General features: G+C 46.7%; 21 protein-coding genes and 1 other annotated feature. Of the genes, 15 read left to right on the forward strand and 6 right to left on the reverse strand.

Going from position 1 to position 23,011, the window contains the following annotated elements:
• Nucleotides 1–127: 127 nt before the first annotated feature.
• Nucleotides 128–1,204 (forward strand): AI-2E family transporter, encoded by a 1,077-nt coding sequence (locus PQG66_RS17085; protein ID WP_272038946.1) that lies wholly within the window; start codon nt 128–130, stop codon nt 1,202–1,204.
• Nucleotides 1,205–1,361: 157 nt separating this feature from the next.
• On the opposite strand, the gene PQG66_RS17090 is transcribed toward PQG66_RS17085, so the two are convergent.
• Nucleotides 1,362–2,714, reverse strand: coding sequence for a hemolysin family protein (locus tag PQG66_RS17090; RefSeq protein WP_272038947.1), 1,353 nt, complete (start codon nt 2,712–2,714; stop codon nt 1,362–1,364).
• 320 nt (nt 2,715–3,034) lie between these two features.
• Between PQG66_RS17090 and cls the strand changes: the two genes are divergently transcribed.
• Together cls and PQG66_RS17100 are read left to right on the forward strand one after the other, a co-directional pair.
• Nucleotides 3,035–4,474 carry a cardiolipin synthase gene (cls, locus tag PQG66_RS17095; RefSeq protein ID WP_272038948.1) on the forward strand — a complete coding sequence of 480 codons (1,440 nt, stop codon included), beginning with the start codon at nt 3,035–3,037 and terminating at the stop codon, nt 4,472–4,474.
• A gap of 369 nt (nt 4,475–4,843) precedes the next feature.
• Complete coding sequence (locus PQG66_RS17100; protein WP_272039192.1) at nt 4,844–5,740, forward strand: YitT family protein; 897 nt, start codon at nt 4,844–4,846, stop codon at nt 5,738–5,740.
• Between the two features lie 108 nt (nt 5,741–5,848).
• Here the strand turns inward: PQG66_RS17100 and ligD are convergent, their stop codons facing one another.
• From ligD to ku, 4 genes are all read right to left on the reverse strand, one after another.
• Nucleotides 5,849–6,739, reverse strand: coding sequence for a non-homologous end-joining DNA ligase (ligD, locus tag PQG66_RS17105; protein WP_272038949.1), 891 nt, complete (start codon nt 6,737–6,739; stop codon nt 5,849–5,851).
• Nucleotides 6,740–6,753: 14 nt separating this feature from the next.
• Nucleotides 6,754–7,716 (reverse strand): ATP-dependent DNA ligase, encoded by a 963-nt coding sequence (locus PQG66_RS17110; protein WP_272038950.1) that lies wholly within the window; start codon nt 7,714–7,716, stop codon nt 6,754–6,756.
• A gap of 301 nt (nt 7,717–8,017) precedes the next feature.
• Nucleotides 8,018–8,887 carry a VOC family protein gene (locus PQG66_RS17115; RefSeq protein WP_272038951.1) on the reverse strand — a complete coding sequence of 290 codons (870 nt, stop codon included), beginning with the start codon at nt 8,885–8,887 and terminating at the stop codon, nt 8,018–8,020.
• A gap of 483 nt (nt 8,888–9,370) precedes the next feature.
• A complete protein-coding gene (gene ku / locus PQG66_RS17120; protein WP_272038952.1) occupies nt 9,371–10,282 on the reverse strand; it encodes a non-homologous end joining protein Ku in 912 nt (303 codons plus the stop codon).
• A gap of 182 nt (nt 10,283–10,464) precedes the next feature.
• On the opposite strand from ku, the gene PQG66_RS17125 reads away from it, so the two are divergent.
• The 7 genes from PQG66_RS17125 to PQG66_RS17155 all read left to right on the forward strand — a co-directional run bounded on the left by PQG66_RS17125 (nt 10,465) and on the right by PQG66_RS17155 (nt 17,076).
• The gene (locus tag PQG66_RS17125) at nt 10,465–10,764 is read left to right on the forward strand and encodes a hypothetical protein (protein ID WP_272038953.1); all 300 of its coding nucleotides are present in this window, start codon (nt 10,465–10,467) and stop codon (nt 10,762–10,764) included.
• A 4-nt stretch (nt 10,765–10,768) separates the two neighbouring features.
• Nucleotides 10,769–10,945, forward strand: coding sequence for an H-type small acid-soluble spore protein (locus PQG66_RS17130; protein WP_272039193.1), 177 nt, complete (start codon nt 10,769–10,771; stop codon nt 10,943–10,945).
• A gap of 374 nt (nt 10,946–11,319) precedes the next feature.
• Nucleotides 11,320–11,805: a tRNA (adenosine(37)-N6)-threonylcarbamoyltransferase complex ATPase subunit type 1 TsaE gene (tsaE, locus tag PQG66_RS17135; protein WP_272038954.1), complete on the forward strand. Its 486-nt coding sequence runs from the start codon at nt 11,320–11,322 to the stop codon at nt 11,803–11,805.
• A complete protein-coding gene (gene tsaB, locus PQG66_RS17140; protein ID WP_272039194.1) occupies nt 11,805–12,653 on the forward strand; it encodes a tRNA (adenosine(37)-N6)-threonylcarbamoyltransferase complex dimerization subunit type 1 TsaB in 849 nt (282 codons plus the stop codon). Before tsaE ends, tsaB begins: the two co-directional genes overlap by 1 nt.
• A gap of 16 nt (nt 12,654–12,669) precedes the next feature.
• Nucleotides 12,670–13,191, forward strand: coding sequence for a ribosomal protein S18-alanine N-acetyltransferase (gene rimI, locus PQG66_RS17145; protein WP_272038955.1), 522 nt, complete (start codon nt 12,670–12,672; stop codon nt 13,189–13,191).
• Nucleotides 13,188–14,243 carry a tRNA (adenosine(37)-N6)-threonylcarbamoyltransferase complex transferase subunit TsaD gene (gene tsaD / locus PQG66_RS17150; protein WP_272038956.1) on the forward strand — a complete coding sequence of 352 codons (1,056 nt, stop codon included), beginning with the start codon at nt 13,188–13,190 and terminating at the stop codon, nt 14,241–14,243. Before rimI ends, tsaD begins: the two co-directional genes overlap by 4 nt.
• 615 nt (nt 14,244–14,858) lie before the next feature.
• Nucleotides 14,859–15,204 (forward strand) — a binding site (T-box leader).
• A 315-nt stretch (nt 15,205–15,519) separates the two neighbouring features.
• Entirely contained in the window at nt 15,520–17,076 is a 1,557-nt protein-coding gene (locus PQG66_RS17155) for a 2-isopropylmalate synthase (protein ID WP_272038957.1), read from the forward strand.
• A gap of 655 nt (nt 17,077–17,731) precedes the next feature.
• Here PQG66_RS17155 and PQG66_RS17160 read toward each other — a convergent pair.
• Complete coding sequence (locus PQG66_RS17160; RefSeq protein WP_272038958.1) at nt 17,732–19,696, reverse strand: ABC-F family ATP-binding cassette domain-containing protein; 1,965 nt, start codon at nt 19,694–19,696, stop codon at nt 17,732–17,734.
• Between the two features lie 275 nt (nt 19,697–19,971).
• Between PQG66_RS17160 and PQG66_RS17165 the strand changes: the two genes are divergently transcribed.
• The 5 genes from PQG66_RS17165 (at nt 19,972) to tatC (ending at nt 23,010) form a co-directional block, all read left to right on the forward strand.
• On the forward strand, nt 19,972–20,613 hold the full coding sequence (locus tag PQG66_RS17165) for a 5-formyltetrahydrofolate cyclo-ligase (protein ID WP_272038959.1): 642 nt from the start codon (nt 19,972–19,974) through the stop codon (nt 20,611–20,613).
• Nucleotides 20,614–20,628: 15 nt separating this feature from the next.
• A complete protein-coding gene (moaC, locus tag PQG66_RS17170; RefSeq protein WP_272038960.1) occupies nt 20,629–21,132 on the forward strand; it encodes a cyclic pyranopterin monophosphate synthase MoaC in 504 nt (167 codons plus the stop codon).
• Nucleotides 21,133–21,169: 37 nt separating this feature from the next.
• On the forward strand, nt 21,170–21,655 hold the full coding sequence (locus tag PQG66_RS17175) for a MogA/MoaB family molybdenum cofactor biosynthesis protein (protein WP_017690080.1): 486 nt from the start codon (nt 21,170–21,172) through the stop codon (nt 21,653–21,655).
• 246 nt (nt 21,656–21,901) lie between these two features.
• Nucleotides 21,902–22,150, forward strand: coding sequence for a twin-arginine translocase TatA/TatE family subunit (locus tag PQG66_RS17180; protein WP_272038961.1), 249 nt, complete (start codon nt 21,902–21,904; stop codon nt 22,148–22,150).
• Between the two features lie 77 nt (nt 22,151–22,227).
• The gene (gene tatC, locus PQG66_RS17185) at nt 22,228–23,010 is read left to right on the forward strand and encodes a twin-arginine translocase subunit TatC (RefSeq protein ID WP_272038962.1); all 783 of its coding nucleotides are present in this window, start codon (nt 22,228–22,230) and stop codon (nt 23,008–23,010) included.
• The last annotated feature ends 1 nt before the right edge of the window (nt 23,011 follow it).

Genomic DNA, 23,011 nt, shown 5'->3' on the forward strand with positions numbered 1-23,011 from the left:
TCTTTTTTTGTTTATATGGGGCATGGGGGATCATTCAGGGTACATACTGTTATTGTAAGGTAAGAACTATATTATTGCCGCAGTTACATATACGTTGCTATGACAGCGCACGGAGGGAGCACATTTCGTGATAAACAACAAATTTTACCGCGTATGCACAGCGATTATATTGCTCCTGTTGATTGTGTATCTAGGAGAAAAAGTGAATTTTATTTTTCGACCTCTAACCTCATTGATTCACATCATCATTGTTCCGTTGCTGATCGCAGGATTTTTCTATTATCTTCTGCGTCCACTTATAGATTTCATGGAACAGCATAACATCAAAAGAGCTTTATCTGTACTGATTATCTACCTCGCTGTGGGGCTCCTCATCGCAGGGTTCAGCGTTCTGGTATGGCCTTCCTTGCGGGAACAATTGTGGAATTTTGTTGAAAATACGCCTGCGCTCATTTCTGGGCTTGTGGAGCAGATTAAAGCTCTGGAAGACAATCGTTTCCTTGCCCGATATCTGCCTGAAGATTCGGACTTGCTTACCAGAATGTCGGAATATTTAAGCCAGGGAATCACGCAGGTTACCGATTATGTCTCGGGTCTGTTTTCCGTTGTATCCAACCTGGTTATCATTTTGGCAACATTCCCGATTATGCTCTATTACATGTTGAAGGAAGGTAGTAAATTCGGGACGAACTTGACGCTATTATTTCCAAGGAACTATCGAAAAGATGCGGAAGAAACCGTTCACGAGATTGATGAGGCGCTAAGCAATTATATCGTAGGCCGGGTTATTGTTAATGTGGCGCTGGGGATCCTCATGTTTATCGGATTCATTATCATTGGCTTGCCTTACGCACTATTATTAACGATGGTGTCCATTGTACTCAACTTTATCCCTTATGTGGGGGCACTGCTAGCAGCCATTCCGGTTGTAATTGTCGCTTTTATCGACTCGCCTTCCATGGCGTTCTGGTCCCTCCTTATCATTGTGGTAGCACAGCAAATTCAGGATAATCTAATCTCGCCCTATGTATATGGCAAGCAGCTCGATATTCATCCGTTGACAACGGTGATCTTGTTGCTCGTTGGAGCTGACCTTGGGAACATTCTTGGTATGATCATCATCATTCCGTTGTATATGATTCTCAAAATTATATTTCGCAAAATCCAGAACCGAATTGTTGACGATAAAGCAGATCCCAAATGAGTTGTAGGCGGGGATGCTGGATAATTCCATACTGTACACCCACACGGAACAGCATGACTTCAAGGTCCTCTAAGGATGATGATCCATTGGTAAATAGCTTGGCATACAGAAAAGGTCTGTCCTCGTCATAAATGACGAAGGGACAGACCTTTTTCAATTACAGTGGTGCTTCTTTTTCGTTCTCATCCGTATAATCGGACATATTCAGTGGTTCTTTAGGAACGATAGCGACCTTATAGAAGCGATTTTTGTCTTTTTCCAGCAGAACAAAAGTTAGATTCTCAAATTCGTACTCTTCCTGTTCTTCCATCTCTGGGCGATGACTGTAGAGCCAGCCTCCGATTGTATCCCACTCATCTGCATCCAGAGAAGATAGGAACATATCATTGACTTTAGGCAGCGAAACCTTACCATCCAGGATGACATAGTGTTCATTTATAATCTGAATTTCTTCCTCTTCATCTGCGTCGAACTCATCACGAATCTCACCGACGATCTGTTCTAGCACATCTTCAATCGTTACGATACCCGAGGTACCTCCGTATTCATCGACCAATACAGCAATATGAACACCATCCTTCTGCATTTTTTTGAGCAGATCTTTGACTGGCGTTGTCTCATGAACCGCTGACACAGGTTGAATGAGGGAATACAGGTCTACAGGTTCATCATTACCATACAGTTCCAGGAAAAATTGTTTTGTATTAATGATACCGATAATATCGTCCTTGTTCTCATTAACGATTGGAAAGCGGGTATACTGTTCTTCTCGAATAATCTCCAGATTTTCCTCGTTCGTTTTATTTAGATAAAGGCAGACCATGTCAGTCCGGGGAACCATAATCTCTTTGGCTAACATCTCATCAAAAGCGAAAATGCGGCTCACATACCCAAATTCAGCCTGATTGATTTTACCACTCTCAAAGCTCTCATTAATAATAATCTGTAATTCTTCTTCGGAGTGTGCCTCTTCATGTTCTGAAGCAGGTTTGATCCCGAACAATTTGACCAGTTGGTTCGCAGAGCCGTTTAATAGCCAGATAAAAGGATACATAATTCGGTTAAACCAGATGATAAGTCCAGACGTTAGCAAGGCAACCGTCTCGGCCTTACGAATCGCAATCGTTTTGGGAGCCAGTTCACCCACAACCACGTGCAGATACGTGATCGATACAAATGCAATGACAAACGAAAGGAATGAAGCAAGTGAAGCAGGAATGCTCATGCTCTCAAACACCGGATGGAGAATTTTCTCTACCGTAGGTTCACCGAGCCAGCCCAATCCGAGAGACGTTATGGTGATCCCCAGCTGACAAGCAGACAGATATCCGTCCAGATTGGCAACGGCCTGTTTCACAGCGAGTGCCCGTTTGTTCCCTTCTGCAATCATTTGATCAATCCGGCTCGAGCGAACCCGTACCAGAGCGAACTCTACTGCCACAAAAAATGCCGATAAACCTATCAATACTGCAATCAAAACCAAATTTATCGCAAACCTCTCACTGTCCATTCACTACTCTTCTCCTTTGATGTAATAAGTTTTAACGAGTATTATATCTAATTTTACGTAAGAAGACCACCTTCCATTGAAGGAATTAGGAATAGTCTGGAAAAAATGATCCCCTAAATATGCAGTACAAATATAATTTTTAAAATCGTACAGGTATCGCCTATGTAAAGTTTTATCTAGATTTTCGTTACGAATCGGGTCCACATTGGGTATCTATGATTAGCTGGAAGCAATATCGTCAAAGCTGGTTAGGATGAAAGGGAGAAGGGTGGAACGGTGGAATAGAATAGTTGCAAGTAAGTTGTTAAGGAGGAAGCCACATGCTCTGGCTGGTCGTTATTTTACTTATTTTTATTTTTCAGGCTGCTACCATTCTGGTGTTGGAGTTCCGTAATCCAGCCAAAGCGGTGGCTTGGCTATTCATATTATTTTGTGTGCCTCTGATCGGATTCGTGGTGTATTACTTCGTTGCCCAAGACTACAGCAAACGTAAAAAGCTGCGAAAGGGTGGGTCTAGAATCTTTAGAGAAATGCGTAAAACCATCTGGAAGCAGGCTCACATCGTACATGAAGTTGGTCAAATGCCAGGAGACAGGTTCAAACATCAGCATCGCTTATTTAACTTGCTGTCCCATCTGTCGGAGAGCCCAATTACAGGATGTAATCGAAGCAAGGTGCTCACGAATGGGGAAGAGGCTTTCGCAGCTATGCTGCGAGAGATGGAGAAGGCGGAACATCATCTACATGTAGAATTTTATATTTTCAGGGATGATGTGATCGGTACACGCTTTCAACAGGTGATGATTCGTAAAGCACAGGAAGGCGTCAAGGTAAGATTTATCTGTGACGGGCTTGGTAGTCATCACCTGAGTTGGAGTTTTATTCGCAAGCTTCAGGATGCGGGTGTTGAGTTTCATTTTTTCCTGCCGCCACTCATTGCGACGATTGATCGTAGGGTTAATTATCGTAATCATCGCAAAATTGTCGTTGTGGATGGCAGGGTAGGTTTTGTTGGTGGAATTAACGTTGGAGATGATTACCTGGGGCAATACCCAGAGGTTGGTTTTTGGCGAGATACCCATGTGCAGATTGAAGGAGATGCAGTCTACTTTCTGCAAAGTGCGTTTCTTAATGATTGGAAGCTGGCTTCGGGAGAACGGATTCAGGAGCCGCAGCTCGAAGAGTTATTTCCACCTCATATTTGCAGCGGGGAAGAACGGATTCAAATTCTGGGGAGCGGGCCAGATCAAGATTGGGATGCCATTCAGGAGATGTGTTTTGGAGCGATTTCAGTTGCTTGTGAACGGATCTATATTACATCACCCTATTTTATACCTGATCCAGCTCTCTACGAAGCACTGAAAACGGCGGCTGTCAGTGGAGTCGATGTGCGAATTATTATTCCTTATCAATCGGATTCAAGGCTGGTGCACCTGGCATCACTTTCTTATGTTGAAGAGTTATTGCGCGCGGGTGTGAAGTTTTATCAATATCGTAAAGGGTTTGTTCATGCCAAAGTAATGATTGTGGATGATTTGTTATCAACGGTTGGTACTGCCAACATGGATATGCGCAGTTTTTTCTGTAACTTTGAATTAACGGCTGTATTGTTCGAAAGCTCTGCTATCCATCGTTTGCTTCAGGATTTTGAGCGGGATCTGGAGGAGTGCAGTCAGATTGATCCACAGGTTTTTCAACATCGCTCACGCTTGCAAAAAGGGGCTGAAATGCTTTCTCGGATGCTTTCTCCGCTTCTTTAGCCGATTTAGCCAGATTTCTGAAGGTAAATTCACTTTTTGTGAATTTATCTTCTTTTTGCTGACTATTTTGCACTAATTTGATGTTTTATGATATAATAATGATATAAATCATGTCATGGTGAAGGAGGGGAGTCTGCGAGAAACAGGCTCCCTTTTGCTCTTTTTTGGAAGTTTGGCTCAGCACAAAGTACATGTTGAATCTATTTTATATCGCCTTTAGATACCCGTTTTGATGTTGGGTTAAAGTACATGCAGAATAAAGTTTAGCTCCTTTTTCTACATGGATCTTCCCCGTGGAGTAGTTTAATGGATATATAAAATGGATTCACATTCTGATTTTACGGGGGGGAAACTATGTCCAATGTAACGATGAAAGAACTAACGGCCAAACAAGCTGGCCACGGCGTCAAAAGCTCGGTATTTACCCTGAAGTTTCTACAGCGTATCGTTATGATTCTGATCGGCGCTTCACTTATGGCAGTATCACTTGAAGTGTTCCTCGTTCCCAATGGCGTTATTGACGGTGGCATCACGGGGATTTCAATTATGGTATCGGAACTTACCCATCTACCACTGGGGATATTCCTGACTCTGCTCAATCTGCCTTTTCTGATTCTCGGTTACAAGCAGATTGGAAAGACTTTTGCATTATCCACTCTGCTGGGGATCGTCGTGATGTCCATTGGCACATCTTTACTTCACAAGGTTCCAGCGTTGACCCCGGGCGAACCGCTTCTCGGAGCTGTATTCGGCGGATTGATTCTGGGTGTCGGGGTAGGACTTGTGATACGTTCTGGTGGTTCACTGGACGGTACGGAGATCGTAGCCATTTTGTTCAGTGAAAAGTCACCGCTGTCTGTAGGACAGATCGTTTTAATTATTAACGTATTTATTTTTGCAGGTGCTGGATTTGTATTCGGCTGGCCCAACGCTTTATACTCGATGATTGCCTACTATATCGCAATGAAAATGATTGATATCGTGAACGAAGGGCTGGATCAGTCCAAGTCCGTCTGGATTATTAGTGAGAAGTATCGTGATATCGGTTCAGCGCTAACGGATCGTCTTGGACGCGGTGTAACGTATCTGGACGGCGAAGGCGGATTCAGTGGTGATGAGAAAAAAATCATTTTCGTTGTCATCACCCGTCTGGAAGAAGCGAAGCTAAAGTCTATTGTTGAAGATTGGGACCCACAGGCCTTTGTGGCCATTGGTAACATTCACGATGTGAAGGGCGGACGATTCAAGAAAAAAGGTATACATTAGCTGTTTCTTACATTTGAGAAATGAAGCAAGTGTAATGTGAAATAGAAAACATCGTTGCGTAAGTGATGCGGTGCATAAAAATAGCCGATACCTGATCGAAGGTATCGGCTATTTTTTCTTTAAGTGTCTTAGAATCAGCTCTATAGGCTGTGGAGGGACAGCCGCAATCAAATCGCCAACAACATGGAGACGTTCAATAATATTCATCAGGTGATAATCCTGAATGGAAACGTCGCTGCGTACCTCATCCCAAGTTAGCGGAGTAGAGACGGTTCCTTTTGGCTTCGCGCGAGGGGTGTAAGGCGCTGCTAACGTTTTGCCACCATAATGCTGAAGATAATCAAAGTAGATTCGATCGCCCCGGTCTTTTTTCAGCCGTTCCAGTGTGAATAATTCAGGATGCTTTTGTGTGACATATTTTCCAACAAAATGACCGATATCCCGCAATTCATCAAAGGATACCCCTGGCTTGATCGGTACAATGATCTGAACGCCTGTAGCACCCGAAGTTTTGGGGACAGATTGCAATCCTAGCGAGGATAAGGTTTCACCTACAATGAGGGCAGCTTCCATGATCCGTGGCTCATGCTCCAATGAAGGGTCCAGATCAATCATCCATTCGCACGGAAGCGTACTATTTATGGCGTGCAGCGAAGGATGAAATTCCAATGCTGCAAGATTACCGAGCCAGAGTAGCTCGGGCAATTCGTTCATGATTATGTAGCGGATGCCTTCGTGATCGTGTGTATGAACGAATTCAGGTACAGGTTCAGGGGCATTTTTTTGATAAAAGAAAGTTCCTCCGGCACCATGAGGGTATCGAATGGTTGTCAGTAATCGGTTACGGGTGTAGGTTAACAGGTACGGAGCGAGCGCAGCTAACTTCTGTAAATACATAGCTTTGGTTATACCTGCTTCGGGCCATAACAGTTTATCTGGATTCGTAACGGTCAGCTCTACACCTTCAATGGTGATGGAGCCTTTGATTTTGTTCGGCATATGGTGTCTCCTTTCTATTCTTTTTGGAATGATGCAGTTTGACTTACTGTACATTCATGGATATCGATATCAACAACAGTCTGAATACTTGGATGTCTCATCGATCCTCCAGGAGTAAACTCAAGATATTCCACCTTCACAGTTAACTCAGGTTGAACCCAAAAAACCTCTTTTGCTGAATCCGGGACATTGGAAAATGGACATTGTGCAGAAACGAGGTTATTTGTCTGTTCAGTGATGGATACCCAATCTTGGCGTTTTAATTTTCCTGTACCTGCACTCCCGATGTAGATCAGGTCACCTGTATCGGTATATAAACCTAACAAAAGAGAATTAACAATGTGATTCGCTTTGGTTACTCCACCTACGACGGCAAATAGATCATTCACAATTTTATGTTTTCTCCATCGATCATCTTTACCTTGTATTCTGTATTTACTGGAAAGGTCCTTATAGACCACACCCTCCATCTGATACTGACTCATAAGCTTAAAAAGAGCGGGCCCATCGCTGAAATTTTGTACAAGTTGTACATTCGTTCGGGGCATGATGATTCGATCAAGCAGTTGTTGTCTGTATTCTAAGGACTGATCTGTAACCCAGGCGTTATTGTAATATAAGATGTCAAAAATCATATAAGTAACAGGCGTGACACTCAAAGCATGTTGTATACTTTGTTCTTGTTTCAGGCGATCTCTTTTCATAACTTCATGGAAGGATGGTGTGGTGTTGTCAAAAGCGATTACCTCTCCGTCAAGAATCACAGAATCCGCTTGGCAGAAAGTGTGCGTATCCAGGAATTCGGGATACTGTTTCGTACGTTCATTTAATCTTCGATTGAACAACCGAGATTCACTTCCATCGTAATAGTGTAGAATTCTTACCCCATCCCACTTGACTTGAGCTACCCAGTTGCTTCCTGAGGGGGGATGAAGCATTCTGACTGGTTCAAATGGAATAATTGGATTGATTTTCATATCATCGCGCCTCCTACACACCTTTCATTATTTCCAATTCCACAAATCCTAAAGAATATCAAACACGATTTCCATAGGTATTAATTATAATTTCATCCAGACATCTTGCTGCGATTCAAACTCTTTCGTGTGGCGTTGTTTAGGCTCAGTTAGGATGTGTCAATATTCCTGAATTTATCAACCATGCTAAAAAAGCCTGTCCTTACGTTCTCCTGTTGAAGCGAACGGAGGACGAGGGACAGGCTTGTTGTTTTAACACAATGGTGAGAAGAAGAACATCATTCTAATATCTATTCAAACTTTAGTTTTCCGCAATGAGGCGAATTCGAATGTTCTGCGGATCTGCCGCATACCAACCATCTTCATTCTTGGTCACTTCTATCCCTGATTGACGTAAGCGCTCAATGGCTTCCTGAACTTCTCTTTCATGAGCGTACACAATCGTGAAATAGTCGATTCCCGTCGCATTAGCAGGGTTAATCGGAGCATTAACACCAGCCCACACGTTAAGTCCGATATGGTGATGATATCCGCCGGCTGACACGAATAATGCGGACATGTTGGCAAAGTTACCCACCACATCGAATCCAAGGATACCTGAGTAGAAACGACGAGCTTCTTGCAGACTGCGGACGTGGAAGTGAACATGACCTATAACAGTATCAGCAGGAAGGCCGCTCCAGGTTTCATTCGCCGACAGGTCAAACAAGCTCTGCACATCTACAGGATCACTAGCCATGATGTAATTATTATCCGCATCACGTTGCCAAGTATCACGAGGTCGGTCAGCATAGATTTCAATCCCATTCAGGTCAGGATCAGATATATAGAAGGCTTCACTCACAAGGTGATCTCCTTGACCAACGTCAATGCCGGATGCTACAAGATTACGAACAGTTAAGCCAAGAGACTTGCGATCAGGCAGCAGTATTGCGAAATGGTACAAACCGGCGTGGGTCCGCTCAGGGAACGTGACGCTGTTACTTACTTCCTCAAGGCGAAGGAGAACGTTTTTACCGTCCGCTGTCATGGTGGCAATAGGATCTTGGCGTTTCAACAATTTTAGACCTACAACATCCGTATAAAATTGAATAGATCGCTCCAGATTGCTAATTCTGAGACTGACTTCACCCAGACGGGTAGTCGCTGGAATTTGATAAGTAGTATTCATAATAATAATCCTCCTATAGGCTGCTCAAATGATGTGTCAGATGAAGATAAACTATATTTCTCAGGTTGGTGAAAAGAAAAGTTGTACTACTTGATATGAAAGTTTCAGTGTAGATCAAGACAAAGGTCGCAGTGACAAAAATAAGATGGTACCTAACACTTATTACTCATGTCGCTTTAAAAATATTAATAAGTTACTTTTCATAAGTTAGTATAGAATATTAACTTACTTTCGTCAATAGCTTAATGAGAACAAACATAAAAATATTCTGCCATCCGCAGAAACAATTGGTGAAAGCAGCCCGTTTACTTCGTTCAACAAAGACACGGATCAGCGCCAGGATTAATCATGATTATGGTTGGCTGTTCATTTTCCTAAACCGAAGAAATACAAACGGGATAGTAAGCGGATGGCAAGTAAAAGTTGATACGTCTCAAGTAAGTAGGGCTCAAAAACGAACAAGTTAACTTGGATTCCAGATGATTAAGTTTTTGGTTTGGTGGATGCTCTTTTGCGTTTTGGTGTAGCAGGTGCTTCTTGATCTCCTCCGACCGCGGCCTGAGCAGTCGTTTTGCGTGGAGCGCGTTTTTTGGGTTTGGCCGTCGTTGTCCCGGGATCAGCGGGAATAGGCTTCACTGCTTCAATACTTGCTTGAAGCGCCGCCATCAGATCCATAACATTGGCCTCCGGTTTGGATGGAGCAATCTTGATTTCCTCACCAGCCACCTTGTGCTGAATGAGATCAAGCAATTTTTCACGATAATCATCTGTATATTTGGCAGGTTCAAACGGTGTAGATAGCTGTTCAATCAGCAACTTGGCCATGGTGAGTTCTTTTTCGTTCACCTGTTGAACTTCGGGAAGATTGGGAACCTGTGAGACTGGACGGATCTCATCTGGATAGAAAATGGTTTCCATCGATAAACAATCCTCCAGCACACGAATGGCAGCAAGACTGCTTTTGGAGCGGATGGAGATTTTGGCGATGCCAATTTTACCTGTATCTCGCATGGCGTTCATCAGGAGTTGATAAGCATTCCCACCCGCTTGATCGGGCGAAAGGTAATAGGTCTTTTGGAAATAGATTGGATCTATTTCGGTCAAATCCACAAAGTCGAGAATCGTAATGGTTTTGCTGCTTGACTCATTCAGAGCTTCAAGTTCTTCTTTTTCAAACAGGACAAATTTACCTTTTTCATATTCATAACCTTTGGTGATCTCTTCCCATTTAACGTCCACCTCACAGGAGGGGCACTGCCGTACATAAGCGAGTGGGCTACCACAGACCTTGTGAATGTAACGCATGGAGATATCCTTGTCTTCGGTGGCCGAGAACATTTTGACAGGCACATGCACGAGACCGAAACTGATAGCGCCTTTCCAGACGGTATGCATAAGGTCGGCTCCTTTCCAAGTTCTTTTTTATAAATAGTATGGGCAGTTGTTGTGAGAGATAGTCGCGAACCTAACTCAGGATCGTGTAGTTATTTCGGTTGATTTAAGCGGTTGTGTGCAATCGTTTGTATGGTTCAGTAATAGTCGGGGATGATAACAAAAACAGGATGGGGAGGTGCCAGATGAAGAACAAGAGAGACGAGGAAGAAGCGCACAAGCATACATTCACACCTTATCCTCTGAAAGATGCCGAAAGTGCAGAAGAGTTCTACACGCCGGGAACGGATGTGAATTGGGAAGCAGTCACTTCGGAGAAGCTACCGCTGGATCGTGAATCCTTCATGCTCGACATTGATCGCATGGTGAATGAGGGCTTAGGCGGAGGTCAAGTTACAGAGGATAATGGGTATATTGGTGACAGTACGACGGATACGATGGTTCAGGAAAATCACAATGAAGATCCGGAAGGAGACTACGAATGAGATGATGGATACAAAGCGGGCCAAGGCCATTTATGATTCCAAAGATACCATTGCAGTGACGCTTGAAGGAGATCCTGTATGGATTGAACATGTGGACGAAGCTAACGGTATGGCAACTGTGCAGGTCGGGAGCAGACCCGGTAACACTCAAACAGTGCGTGTGGATCGTCTGGAGGAGTAGCTACCAGGCAATCAAGTATAGACCATCTTGGTGATGAAACTATTGGTGAGGAAGCATTCGCAATCAATAGTTAGGAAGTAAGCATGGGACCATGATAAGATGGATCTTGCAGATGTAGATATCAATATAGATGTAAAATAGGCTAACTCAGGTGCTCGTATCTTGTAGAGTGTCCGGAGTGTCCGTAAGCATATTCTAGACGACCGGCACCGAGAGGTGCCGGTTTATTTCATCTCATCGATGAAATAGATGAAGATGGTTATGAGAGATGGACTATTGAGCATGTTCCTTCGATGTTGCGGGGGAGGAAAGGGACCGATATAATAAGGGTCAAAGTGAACTCAGGCGGGGAACCGTCAAAGGTGGGGCGTATATTGAATCAGACGCATGAGCAGTGGGTGTATGAGTCCCATAGCATTGCAGATACAGAAGCGCTGGCGTCGGCTCTTGCCACGCAAGCACATGCCGGAATGGTCATTGCATTGGATGGCGATTTGGGTGCCGGCAAAACAGCATTTTCCCAGAAGTTTGCTTGGCATCTGGGTGTGAGGGATGTCGTGAGCAGTCCGACATTCACGTTAATTAAGGAATACGAGGGAAGATTGCCTTTATACCACATGGATGTATATCGAATTTCGCTGGAAGAAGCGGACGAGCTGGGGCTTGAAGAGTATTTTTACGGTACAGGAGTCAGTCTTGTAGAGTGGGCTAGCATCATTCCTGAGCTTCTACCGCAAGACCATCTTCATGTACAGATTGAAACCATGGGTCCGGAAGAACGCAAGATTACACTGGATGGGTACGGTGAAGGGTATGCCGCGCTGTGCCGACAGTTCAGACAGAATGGAGTCATAGGATGATGGAAGATTTGCAAAAAAAGCCGCGTCAGCGGTTTTTGGTGTTGGATACATCCACCGCAGTCATGGCTGCAGCGGTGATGGAGGAGCGATCGCTGCTGGAAGAACGCAATGAGCGTGCTGAGCGTAATCACTCGGTGCACGTTGTGCCAGTGATGGAGCAGTTGCTCGCTGCCAGCAGTACGGAACCGGGCCAGCTAGACGGTATTGCCGTCGGCATTGGTCCGGGTTCCTACACGGGCATACGCATTGCGGTGACCGCGGCGAAGACGCTTGCCTGGGCTTGGGACATCCCCGTTGCCGGGGTGTCCAGCCTTCAGGCTCTCGCCTGGGGCGGCTGGCATAGCGGCCTCGCCGCCAAGGCAGAAGCTGCGGCTGATCATGCCGCAGCCGTACCTAGCGGAACGCCATCCGCGGACCAGGGCGGCACAGGTGCCGCCCCTGTCCACTGGATCGTTCCGCTCGTGGATGCGCGGCGCGGTCAAGCCTATACCGCGCTGTTCGCCTCCGCCGGCGGCGATGCGCCCCGCCGGCTGGCGCCGGATGCCATCCGCCAAATGGACGGATGGCTGGAAGAGCTCGCCGCCCGCCTGGCGGAGGCGGCGCCGGAAGAGCGGCCGGCTGCCGTCTGGATCGTCGGCGAGACGGCCCAGCATGCGGCGGCAGCGGCAGAGCTTCGCTGCCCCGCAGGAACGGCGCTCCAGCTCGTACCGTATGAGCTGGAAGGCCGCTGGATTGGGCGCCTTGGCGCCGAAGCGCTGCTTGCAGGTCAGCGTGACGACGTACATGCGCTGGTGCCGAACTACACCCAGCTGTCCGAGGCGGAAGCGAACCTGCTGCGCAAAGGCTGAAGGGAGAGGGAAGCGGATGGAGAACGTTGCGAACGAAGGACAGGACACCATGTTTCAGTTCAGACTCATGACGGTAGCGGATATTCCGGGCGTGATGGAGATCGAGCATGAGGCATTTACCCTCCCTTGGACGGAAGAGGCTTTTCACAATGAATTAAACCATAATCATTTTGCTAAATATATGGTCATGGAACTGGATGGGATTCCCATTGGATATGCAGGCATGTGGACAATTATGGACGAAGCCCACATTACCAATATTGCCGTGAGAAAAGCATACCAGGGCCGCAAGCTTGGTGAGAAGTTGCTGGATGAGCTAATGAAAACGGCAGCGTATCTCGGGATGGAGCGAATGACACTGGAAGTCAGAGTGTCGAATATTGTAGCTCAGAATTTGTATCAGAAAAAAGGGTTTGAATCGGCTGGTCTGCGCAAAGGGTATTACTCCGATAATGGAGAGGATGCAATGATCATGTGGGCGGCACTGCCGCCTGTGAGCCGGAGCGGCGAAGAGGAAGGAAGCGTACAGGATTCATGAACGATCTTATAGATAATCAACAAGGCTATGCCCCATCCTATATTCTGGCGGTTGAGACAAGCTGTGATGAAACATCGGTAGCCGTTGTTAAAGATGGGCGTGAGGTGCTGTCGAATCTGATCTCGAGTCAGATTGAAACACATAAAGCATTTGGCGGCGTTGTACCGGAGGTGGCTTCGCGTAAGCACGTTGAAGTGATCACGCTGATGCTGGAGCAGGCCATTGAGCAGTCCGGCATTCGTCCGCGTGATTTGAGCGCAATTGCGGTCACCCAAGGACCTGGATTGGTCGGTGCACTACTGGTGGGCATCGTAGCAGCCAAAACGCTGGCCATGGCACTGGGCAAACCGCTGATCGGCACCCATCATATAGCCGGGCATATTTATGCGAATCGCCTTGTGCGTGAACTGCAATATCCGGCGATGGCTCTCGTCGTATCTGGCGGACATACAGAGCTTGTACATCTGGAATCCGAAGGCAAGTTCAAGCTGATCGGCCGTACACGGGACGATGCTGTTGGTGAAGCCTATGACAAAGTGGCTCGTGCTCTGGGCTGTCCTTATCCGGGGGGCCCGCATGTAGACCGGATGGCATCCGAGGCTGAGGACGTTGTTCCCCTGCCACGAGTATGGCTTGAAGCAGGTTCGTATGACTTCAGTCTCAGCGGATTGAAATCAGCGGTATTGAACGCGTTGAATCAAGCCAAGATGCGTGGTGAAACACTGGAGCCGTCTGCGGTAGCACGTGGTTTTCAGGAAGCAGTCGTTGAAGTGCTCGTGGAAAAAGCGGTACGTGCTGTTCGTGAATACGGATCACGTCAGTTACTTCTGTGCGGCGGGGTTGCAGCCAATCGTGGCTTGCGGACAGCTTTGCAGGAACGCTGCGCGAAGGAAGGGCTGGAGCTGGTCATTCCGCCAATGGAGTATTGTACGGATAATGCAGCTATGATTGGCGCAGCGGCACATCTGAAATGGATTCGCGGCGAGGGGACTAATTTTGACGCGAAGGCAGACCCGGGACTTTCTTTGGAAGCTTGGTCGGTACAGTCTTGAAGCATAGAATGTTGTGGAGTTCGAATTTAGTGTAGTGTGTTTTGGAAAGAGATTTTTTCATTTTTGGGATGTATGGTTGACAGCGGTTGGCGAAGAATGTATATTAGTTACAAATTTAAGCAGGATTCATTTCCTAAACTGATAAACGCAATGAACAGGAACAGTAAGGTTACTCCCGGTCATAGAGAGCTGCGGAATGGTGCAACGCAGACGAAGGACACCTGAAACTCACCTGGAAGCGGAACGATGGAACGCGGCTGTTCTATAAAGGAAGTAGAAGATTGAATCAGCCAGAGTATATCGTTACGGGTTGCCTCCGTGAAAGGGCCATTGTTATCGATCGAACTTAGGATTGAAGCGAAACGGAGAAGACTTCCGTTACGATAAATACGAAGTGTGGGATCGATATACAATACTAAGGGGATTTTCAGACCGAATCATTTTGTCGTTGTCGTGTGCAGCATGCGCAGGATACGGATAAAGTGGCCACGGAATGAGAGTCAACAAGAGTGGTACCGCGAAGGTGAACAGCCTGTCGTCTCTTGCATGATGCAGGAGAGGGCAGGCTTTTTTGATTTTTATTTTTTCGTCAATGTAACAATAAATGTCATATCAACAAAGGTAATGAACGGGAGCAGTAGAATGACAAAGGCGCTCAGAGAGCTGCGGGGTGGTGCGACGCAGTGGCTGGAATCGTTTGAATCTCGCCCGGGAACAGAGCTTTGGAAACATGAGAAGAGGTAGAGCGTGCACCTCACTAAACGAGACGGTGTCAACTCATGTGTACATAGCAACGGCTAACCCCCGTTACAGGGTGTTTCTCTGAATTGTTACGGTTCCGCCGTAGTTAGGGTGAGTCTAATGGACTTTTTGGAGAACACGAGGTGGATGGCACCAGCGCAGGCTGGGCGATCAAGCGAGAGTGGTACCGCGGAGGGGAGAATAACCCGCCGTCTCTTTGATGAGATGGCGGGTTATTTGTTTTTGCTGCCGGCAGCAGGGTGGGCAAATGAAACAACCATATGGGATGCATGGTGCATCAGTCGACATCAGAATAATTCAGAGTGTAAGTCGACGTACACTTTGAACCAACACCGGAGGATATATTTTCACAAACCATTCGTACAAGTGCAGAAGTGAGCTGAGAAAGAAAGTATAATTTCGTCCCTTTCGTCTTTTTCGTCCGTCTCGTCCGTCTCGTGCAAGTCGGAAGTTGATTCTGGTTCATAATGAACCAGCCGCACGGGATATCCTAAAATAATGGAGGCTGAATCGTATGACCACCAATCCGAATAAACGCATGATTGAAATTTTTGATACAACGCTGCGCGATGGAGAACAAGCGCCTGGAGCCAGTCTTCATCCTGAGCAAAAGATAGAACTGGCTCACCAGTTGGCTGCGCTAGGCATTGACGTCATTGAGCCAGGATTCCCAATCTCCAGTCCAGGAGAATTTGCAGCAGTTCAGGCGATATCAAGACAATTGCAGCAAGTCGAAATCTGCGGATTCGCGCGTGCAGTCAGAGGAGACATCGATGCAGCGGTGAAAGCAACGGCAGATGCAGCTCGGCGACGAATCCACTTGTTCATATCTTCTTCCGATATTCATATTGAACACCAGTTGCGTCGTCCGCGTAGTGAAGTGGTGGCTACCGCAAGAGAGATGGTTTCCTACGCTCGTCAGTTTACGGATACGGTGGAATTCACCGCAATGGATGCGGCGCGTACCAAGATCGATGATCTGATTGAAATGATAGAGGTAGCCATTGAAGCAGGTGCAAGCATTATTAATCTGCCGGATACGGTGGGGTACGCACTGCCGCATGAGTACGGGGAGATGTTCCGACGAGTACGTGAGGGAGCAAGAGGCGGCGATCGTGTCCGCTATAGTGCTCACTGTCATAACGATCTGGGATTAGCTGTGGCGAACAGTCTGGCTGCCATCGCGAATGGGGCTTCACAGATTGAAGTGACGATCAATGGAATTGGAGAACGAACGGGTAATTGTGCACTGGAAGAGCTGATTATGGCGCTGGAGACGCGTGGTGATGTGATTGGGGCGACGACCAACATCAAGCTGAATCAGCTGTATGAGACCTCTCGCCAGATTAGCCGGGCCATGCATTTTCCGATTGCCTACAATAAACCGGTTGTGGGACGCAATGCGTTCCAGCACGAATCAGGCATCCACCAGGATGGTTTGCTGAAAAACCGTAATACGTATGAAATTATGGACCCGGAAGCACTAGGTATTCCGCGTAGTATGATTATATTGGGCAAACATTCAGGTCGTCACGCCTTGAAGGATCGGGTACGCAAATACGGATTTGAACCGGATGAGCAGCAGATGGAGCAACTGTATGAAGTGTTCAAAGTGACCGCAGATCAGCAAAAAGTAGTGAGTGATGATCAACTGCTGCAGATGGTAAGCCAAACGATGAACATCCCGGCACAGGACTACGAGCTAGTCGAGCTGCAGGTGACTGCGGGCAGCATGACAGATCGGATGGCTGCCGTCCGCATTCGCACGAGTGCAGGGGAACATGCATATTCCGCCGTAGGCAAAGGGCCTGTAGATGCAACGATTCAGGCTATTGGTCAGTGTATATCGGATGATATTACGTTTGTAGACATGGAGATGCATGCGTTGAGTAGTGGAGAAGGGGCTAGCGCGGAAGCTGTAATCACGGTGGAACGTGCCGGACGAGAATTCCGGGGGACTGCGACACATCATGATATCGTCATGGCCGCAGGTTTGGCGTATGTTGCGGCATGTAATGCAGCTGGACTGAAAGCAGAATCCCCGGAAGATGAAGAGGTGTCTGTACAATAGAGAAGCTGGGCTTATTATCGCCACGCCAGAAGGGTTGCTTTCGTCAGATATTGGCGAAGGTGACCCGAAAATCTATAATGAAAAAGTGAATTATGTCAAGGTGTGATTATAGTTATCCACATATCCAGTATAAGTTGTGGGTAACTGAGGTGAAGTCCTGCTATAGACGTTTTCGAAACCATGCGCTTATAGGGGATAGAATACGATAGTATTATCCACAATGTTGTGGATAAAGTGGATAAAATAGTGGATAAATATGGTTTTTCCCTCTAAATCCTATTCTGCCAATGTATAATTACATAAAAAGGGTCTTAAAGGGATGTCTCTTCTTGTGGATAAAATAAGGTAGTGATTTCAAAAAAAAAAAATGTGTCATTCACAACGATTTGACAAAAAGGAAAAAATAACTCCCTAATCGCTTCAAATGACGATTGACGTTGGAGGTTTACATCCAACTATATTTTGCGCTTCCTAGATGACAGTGCTAGCTATACAGAAAAAAGGCTCAGCGTAGTTTCCTAACGCTGAGCCTTATTCATCCAGATTGGACGAGATATGCTATTCAGTGACAATCAAGCATATGGAGTATCTTGTTAACAATTCGCTCCATTTAGGTCTCATTGTCACTGGAATATTTTAATTATGAATTATGATTCTAGCCCATGGCGAGGTTTTCCCATTCCTCGTAAGCCTTGGCGAGCTGGGCTTTGTGATCTTCTAAGGACTGCTGGAGCTCCTGAAGTTTCATATAGTCCTGATAAACTTCGGGCAGAGCCATCTGCTCTTCCAGAGCCGTTATCTCTGTCTCCAGCTTGGCAATCTCCTCCTCCAATGCTTCCTGCCTGCGCTGTCGGTTTCGTTCTTCGCGTTTGGCTTGTTTGTCTGCTTCGAAGGATGCGGCACCGGATTTCTCGACTACACCGGAATGGGTGCTTGCTGCTGATGAAGCAGTAGATTTGGAAGATAACTGTCGACTCTCGGCGGCCTCGCGGGCGATCTCTTCCAGTTCCTCTTTTTTCTCCACATAATCATCATAATTGCCAAGGTAGTGTTCTGTTCCACCGGGATGTAGTTCAACGATCCGCTCTGCCATCTTGTTCAAGAAGTATCGGTCATGCGAGATAAAGAGTAGTGTTCCTTCGTAATCCATCAATGCGGCTTCCAGCACTTCCTTGGCAAAGAGGTCAAGGTGGTTGGTCGGCTCATCGAGAATAAGAACGTTGGCTTCCTTCAGCATAAGCTTGGAGAGTGATACACGGGCTTTTTCTCCGCCACTGAGTGAAGAGATTTTTTTGAGCACATCATCACCGCTGAACAAAAAGTTGCCGAGTACGGTACGGATGCGCGCTTCCTCCATACCTGGATAAGCACTCCACAGTTCTTCCAATACAGTATTGGAAGGGTTGAGTCCTGTCTGTTCCTGATCATAATAACCAATCTGAACTTTCGTGCCCCACTGAATATCCCCCTCTGCAGGACGCAAACTTCCTGTAAGGCATTTCAGCATCGTCGATTTGCCGATTCCATTCGGACCGATGAGCGCAACCGTTTCGCCGCGCCGCAGATCAAAAGAGACATTTCGGAAGAGCGGCGAGCCCTCATCATACGCAACAGACAGCTGGTCTACACGCAGCACCTCTTTGCCGGACATAACCGCGGGTTGGAAGGAGAAATGGGCTTTCTTGAGATCCCCGAGCGGTTTGTCCAGCCGATCCATTTTCTCCAATGCTTTGCGCCGGCTCTGGGCACGTTTCGTCGTCGAAGCGCGTACGATGTTTTTTTGTACGAAATCTTCCATCTTTGCGATTTCATCCTGCTGTTTCTCATATTGTTTCATCTGACTCTCGTACTCGGCGGCCTTCAGTTCCATATAGCGGCTATAATTGCCCGTATATTTTTTGGAGCGATGACGTTCAATTTCGACAATGGTCGTTACCAGTCGATCCAGGAAATAGCGGTCATGGGAGACAACGAGCAACGCGCCTGAGTATCCTCGGAGATAATCCTCAAGCCATGTGAGTGTAGCGATATCGAGATAGTTCGTAGGCTCGTCCAGCATGAGCAGATCGGGAGCTTGCAGCAAAATGCGAGCTAAGGCGAGTCTCGTCTTCTGTCCGCCGCTGAGCGTACCAATCGGAGTATCTGGTGAGAATTCACCGAACCCCATCCCGTGCAGTACGCTGCGAATGCGAGTTTCCATCTCGTACCCGCCATGATCTTTGAACCAGTCCGAACGTCTTGCGTAGCGTTCCAATAGGTCAGCATATTGTTTCTCATCTTCCATCAGGGCAGGGTCAGCAATATCATGCTCCATCTGTCTTAGTTCTGCTTCGGTTTGGGTGAGATGTTCGAAGACATGCATCATCTCTTCCCAGATGCTCCGGTCAGACTGCAGACCACTGTTCTGCGCGAGATAACCGAGCGTTGTTTCTTTGGATTTGAAAATTTGTCCACCATCATAGGACATCTCGCCAGCTATGATTTTGAGCAGAGTTGATTTACCTGCACCGTTAACACCGACCAGGCCGATGCGTTCGCGTTCTAATATTTGTAAGTTAACGCCGTCCAGGATCGGATCGACACCAAAACGTTTAATAATTCCGGATACTTGCAGCAACATAGAATTAAGTTCCTCCATACGTCGAGTTCTTGATTAAACACTTACATCTCAGTTTACATGAAATACAGAGCAAATGCACCGATTCGGAACCGCCTCGGCTTGTAGTCTTTTTGGGCAATCAATGATAAACTGAAAGAAGACATGTTATACCATGAGGATTTTGCAGAAAATGAATCATTTCAACTTGATCATCCAGATGACATCTTGTCCTAACATATAATTGCAGTGGAATCATATTTTTTTACCTTCCAGATCAACAGGAGGTTTGTTAGCTTATGCAGCAGGATCATACGGAACAGAAGAAGCAGCTTCGATCCCGGTTGAGAGCGTTGCGTAATCGTTTGGACGAACAGATGCGAGCGCAAGCCATGAAGCAGATGAATGAAGGATTGAAACGTGAGATGGACCGTCTGCGGCTAACTAAAAACAAACATAGGCAGGGGCCGCTAGTTATTTTCAGCTATCTGTCTTATGGAAGTGAGGCATCCACCGCTTTTGTTTTCGAAGAGGGATGGAGACAGGGGGATGTCATGCTTGCGCCTAAAGTACTCGCTAATCCGCCTCGGATGGAACTGCGGAGAGTGACAGGGACTGAGGATATCGAACCGGGTATTTGGGGCATACCTGAACCTAAAGACTCTTGTGAAGTGTTGCACCCCGAAAGCTGGCCTGACCTGGATCTGGTGCTTGTCCCCGGACTGGGGTATGACCTCCAAGGAGGGCGCATTGGATATGGTGGCGGTTATTACGACCGGTTCGCAGAGCGTCTAGAGAAGCATTGTGCCGAGCAAGGGAAAAGACCTCGTATGGCAGCTCTGGTACTGCCTGGACAGCTGGAGCCCGAGATCCCGATGGATCCGCTTGATCTGCGTCTGGATCTGTTGATAACACCCGAAGGTATATTACATATCGAATAAAGGGTTGTGATGTGATTGAACTCAGAAATAAACCAAGGTCACGCTTCCGGCGGGAAGTTGACTCATTTTAATGAGCAGGGACGGGCTCGAATGGTTGACATTTCCGGTAAAGAGGTTACGGTACGAACTGCTGTAGCAGTAACGAAAGTAACGATGAACCCGGAGACACTGGAAGCGATCCGCCTAGGGCGTATTGGTAAAGGTGATGTGTTGGCAGTTGCTCAGATTGCCGGTATTCAGGGGGCGAAGAAAACGTCGGACTGGATTCCGATGTGCCATCCGCTTGCACTGAATGGTGTAGATATCCGTTTTCATGATAATGGAGTGGATGAACTCCATATTGAAGCGACCGTTAAGACAGAGGGCAAGACAGGTGTCGAGATGGAGGCCCTCACAGCAGCCTCGGCTGCGGCACTTACGGTCTATGACATGTGCAAGGCAATGCAAAAAGATATGATCATCGGTCCGACGATGCTCCAGTCCAAGAGCGGAGGGAAAAACGGTGATTTCAACCGATAATAAGTATTTATTTTCATAGAAGAGAAGGGTGATCTTTATGGTGTGGAGAACAGCAATCCTGACAGCCAGTGACAAAGGGGCCCGTGGAGAACGTGAGGATACAAGTGCACAAGTCATACGCGAGCTGGTTGAGGAAGAACTGGGAGGTCAGATCGTGGAGTATCGGATCGTTCCTGACGAACCTGATGAGATTATTGCGGCATTGATCGAGATGACTGATTATTTTCACGCCGATCTCGTATTAACAACAGGTGGCACGGAGCTTGCAATTCGGGATATTACACCTGAAGCAACGAGACGTGTCATTGAACGCGAAGTTCCGGGAATGGCTGAGGCGATGAGGTACAGTGTAATGAGCAAAAATCGCTCCGCGATGTTGTTCCGCGGCGTGTGCGGCATTCGTGGTCGTACGTTAATTGTGAATCTGCCAGGGACACCAAAGGGTGTGCACGAGCATTTGGCAGCCATTATGGATCAGCTTCCAGAGGCACTTCTGATGGTTACAGGACAATTCAAGCAGTAGGATGAATGGAAGGCTGTTCATTCCCCAAAATTCTGTGGTATTACGCTAGGAAACACCTTTCCCTTGTTGAAAGAGCTGTCTTCTGAATTTCGGTAGAAGAAATATGTTCCATTATAACATTTTACAGGGTATGTAAGTGGTTACATCTGTGGTATGATGGGCATACATCCAAATACAGTTAAGACATCTGATGAATGTGACTTCGGGTATGCGCATTTCGAAAGCTTGAAACAAGGAGGAAGATCAATGTTTAATTCGATTGGACCAACAGGATTTATTTTGCTGGCTGTGCTTGCATTGCTGTTGTTTGGGCCTAACAAGCTGCCGGAATTGGGACGGGCTGTTGGACGTACATTCCGTGAATTTAAGGAAGGCGCACGTGATATTATTTCGGACGATGATACTTCCAGCCGCAAAGAGCAGGAAAAAGCGAAACCGCTGGCAGCAGAAACAACAATAGCTGAGAAACCTGTGGATAAACGCCTGCCGGAATAAGGTTCATGCAATGAATGAGAGATCCCTTCCTGCCGGAAGGGTTTTGTATTTTAAGCTGAATTCCAGGGGAGGCAGGCATGACGCAGCAAAATGAAGAAATGACGCTTTCGGAACATTTAAGTGAGCTGCGTAAGCGGCTAATCTATGTGTTAAGCATTTTTGTTTTGGGACTAATTGCAGGTTTCTTCGTAGCAGATCCGGTCTATCGTTATCTGACTAAAGCGGAGTCGGCTCAGGGCTTCGTCCTCCATGCCTTCTCTTTCTGGGATGGTATTGGCATCTACATGAAGATTGCAGGACTTTTTTCCATTATTATTACATTGCCCTTTACGGTGTACCAATTATGGAAGTTTGTTAGCCCAGGTTTGCGACCGCAGGAGCGAAAGGCTTCTTTGAAGTATGTTCCCTATGTGTTCCTGCTGTTTCTGGTCGGTGTAGCCTTCTCGTATTATATTATCTTTCCAATGGCGCTGGCGTTCACCTCCACGATCACCGAGAAGATGGGACTTGTTGAAACGTACGGCATGAAACAATACTTCAGCTTCCTATTCGGCATCGTGCTGCCGGTATCTCTGCTGTTTGAATTGCCACTGCTGATTATGTTTCTTACAGGACTGCGGATACTGAATCCGATTCGTCTTCGCAAAATGCGCAAAATTTCTTATTTTGTGCTCATTTTTATTGCAGTGGTGATTACACCGCCAGATTTCATATCCGATCTACTCGTCATGATTCCGCTGTTGCTGTTGTATGAGATCAGTGTGTTTCTATCGGCCATTGTGTATCGCAAACAGCTCGCAGCGGACCAGGAGATTGAAGCCCGTTATCTTCGTGCGGATGACAATCAGCATGCGGGATAGA

This window comes from Paenibacillus sp. JJ-100 (assembly GCF_948329825.1).
In the GTDB taxonomy this organism is placed as follows: domain Bacteria; phylum Bacillota; class Bacilli; order Paenibacillales; family Paenibacillaceae; genus Paenibacillus.

Bases quoted from the DNA above. Each gene is read 5' to 3' on its own strand.
- PQG66_RS17115 (WP_272038951.1), bottom strand. From the start codon at position 8,887: ATGAATACTACTTATCAAATTCCAGCGACTACCCGTCTGGGTGAAGTC.
- PQG66_RS17125 (WP_272038953.1), top strand. From the start codon at position 10,465: ATGAAGAACAAGAGAGACGAGGAAGAAGCGCACAAGCATACATTCACA.
- ku (WP_272038952.1), bottom strand. From the start codon at position 10,282: ATGCATACCGTCTGGAAAGGCGCTATCAGTTTCGGTCTCGTGCATGTG.
- PQG66_RS17110 (WP_272038950.1), bottom strand. From the start codon at position 7,716: ATGAAAATCAATCCAATTATTCCATTTGAACCAGTCAGAATGCTTCAT.
- PQG66_RS17160 (WP_272038958.1), bottom strand. From the start codon at position 19,696: ATGTTGCTGCAAGTATCCGGAATTATTAAACGTTTTGGTGTCGATCCG.
- tatC (WP_272038962.1), top strand. From the start codon at position 22,228: ATGACGCAGCAAAATGAAGAAATGACGCTTTCGGAACATTTAAGTGAG.
- tsaB (WP_272039194.1), top strand. From the start codon at position 11,805: ATGGAAGATTTGCAAAAAAAGCCGCGTCAGCGGTTTTTGGTGTTGGAT.
- PQG66_RS17175 (WP_017690080.1), top strand. From the start codon at position 21,170: ATGGTGTGGAGAACAGCAATCCTGACAGCCAGTGACAAAGGGGCCCGT.
- PQG66_RS17090 (WP_272038947.1), bottom strand. From the start codon at position 2,714: ATGGACAGTGAGAGGTTTGCGATAAATTTGGTTTTGATTGCAGTATTG.
- tsaD (WP_272038956.1), top strand. From the start codon at position 13,188: ATGAACGATCTTATAGATAATCAACAAGGCTATGCCCCATCCTATATT.
- rimI (WP_272038955.1), top strand. From the start codon at position 12,670: ATGGAGAACGTTGCGAACGAAGGACAGGACACCATGTTTCAGTTCAGA.
- PQG66_RS17100 (WP_272039192.1), top strand. From the start codon at position 4,844: ATGAAAGAACTAACGGCCAAACAAGCTGGCCACGGCGTCAAAAGCTCG.
- PQG66_RS17155 (WP_272038957.1), top strand. From the start codon at position 15,520: ATGACCACCAATCCGAATAAACGCATGATTGAAATTTTTGATACAACG.
- PQG66_RS17180 (WP_272038961.1), top strand. From the start codon at position 21,902: ATGTTTAATTCGATTGGACCAACAGGATTTATTTTGCTGGCTGTGCTT.
- PQG66_RS17165 (WP_272038959.1), top strand. From the start codon at position 19,972: ATGCAGCAGGATCATACGGAACAGAAGAAGCAGCTTCGATCCCGGTTG.
- cls (WP_272038948.1), top strand. From the start codon at position 3,035: ATGCTCTGGCTGGTCGTTATTTTACTTATTTTTATTTTTCAGGCTGCT.
- PQG66_RS17130 (WP_272039193.1), top strand. From the start codon at position 10,769: ATGGATACAAAGCGGGCCAAGGCCATTTATGATTCCAAAGATACCATT.
- ligD (WP_272038949.1), bottom strand. From the start codon at position 6,739: ATGCCGAACAAAATCAAAGGCTCCATCACCATTGAAGGTGTAGAGCTG.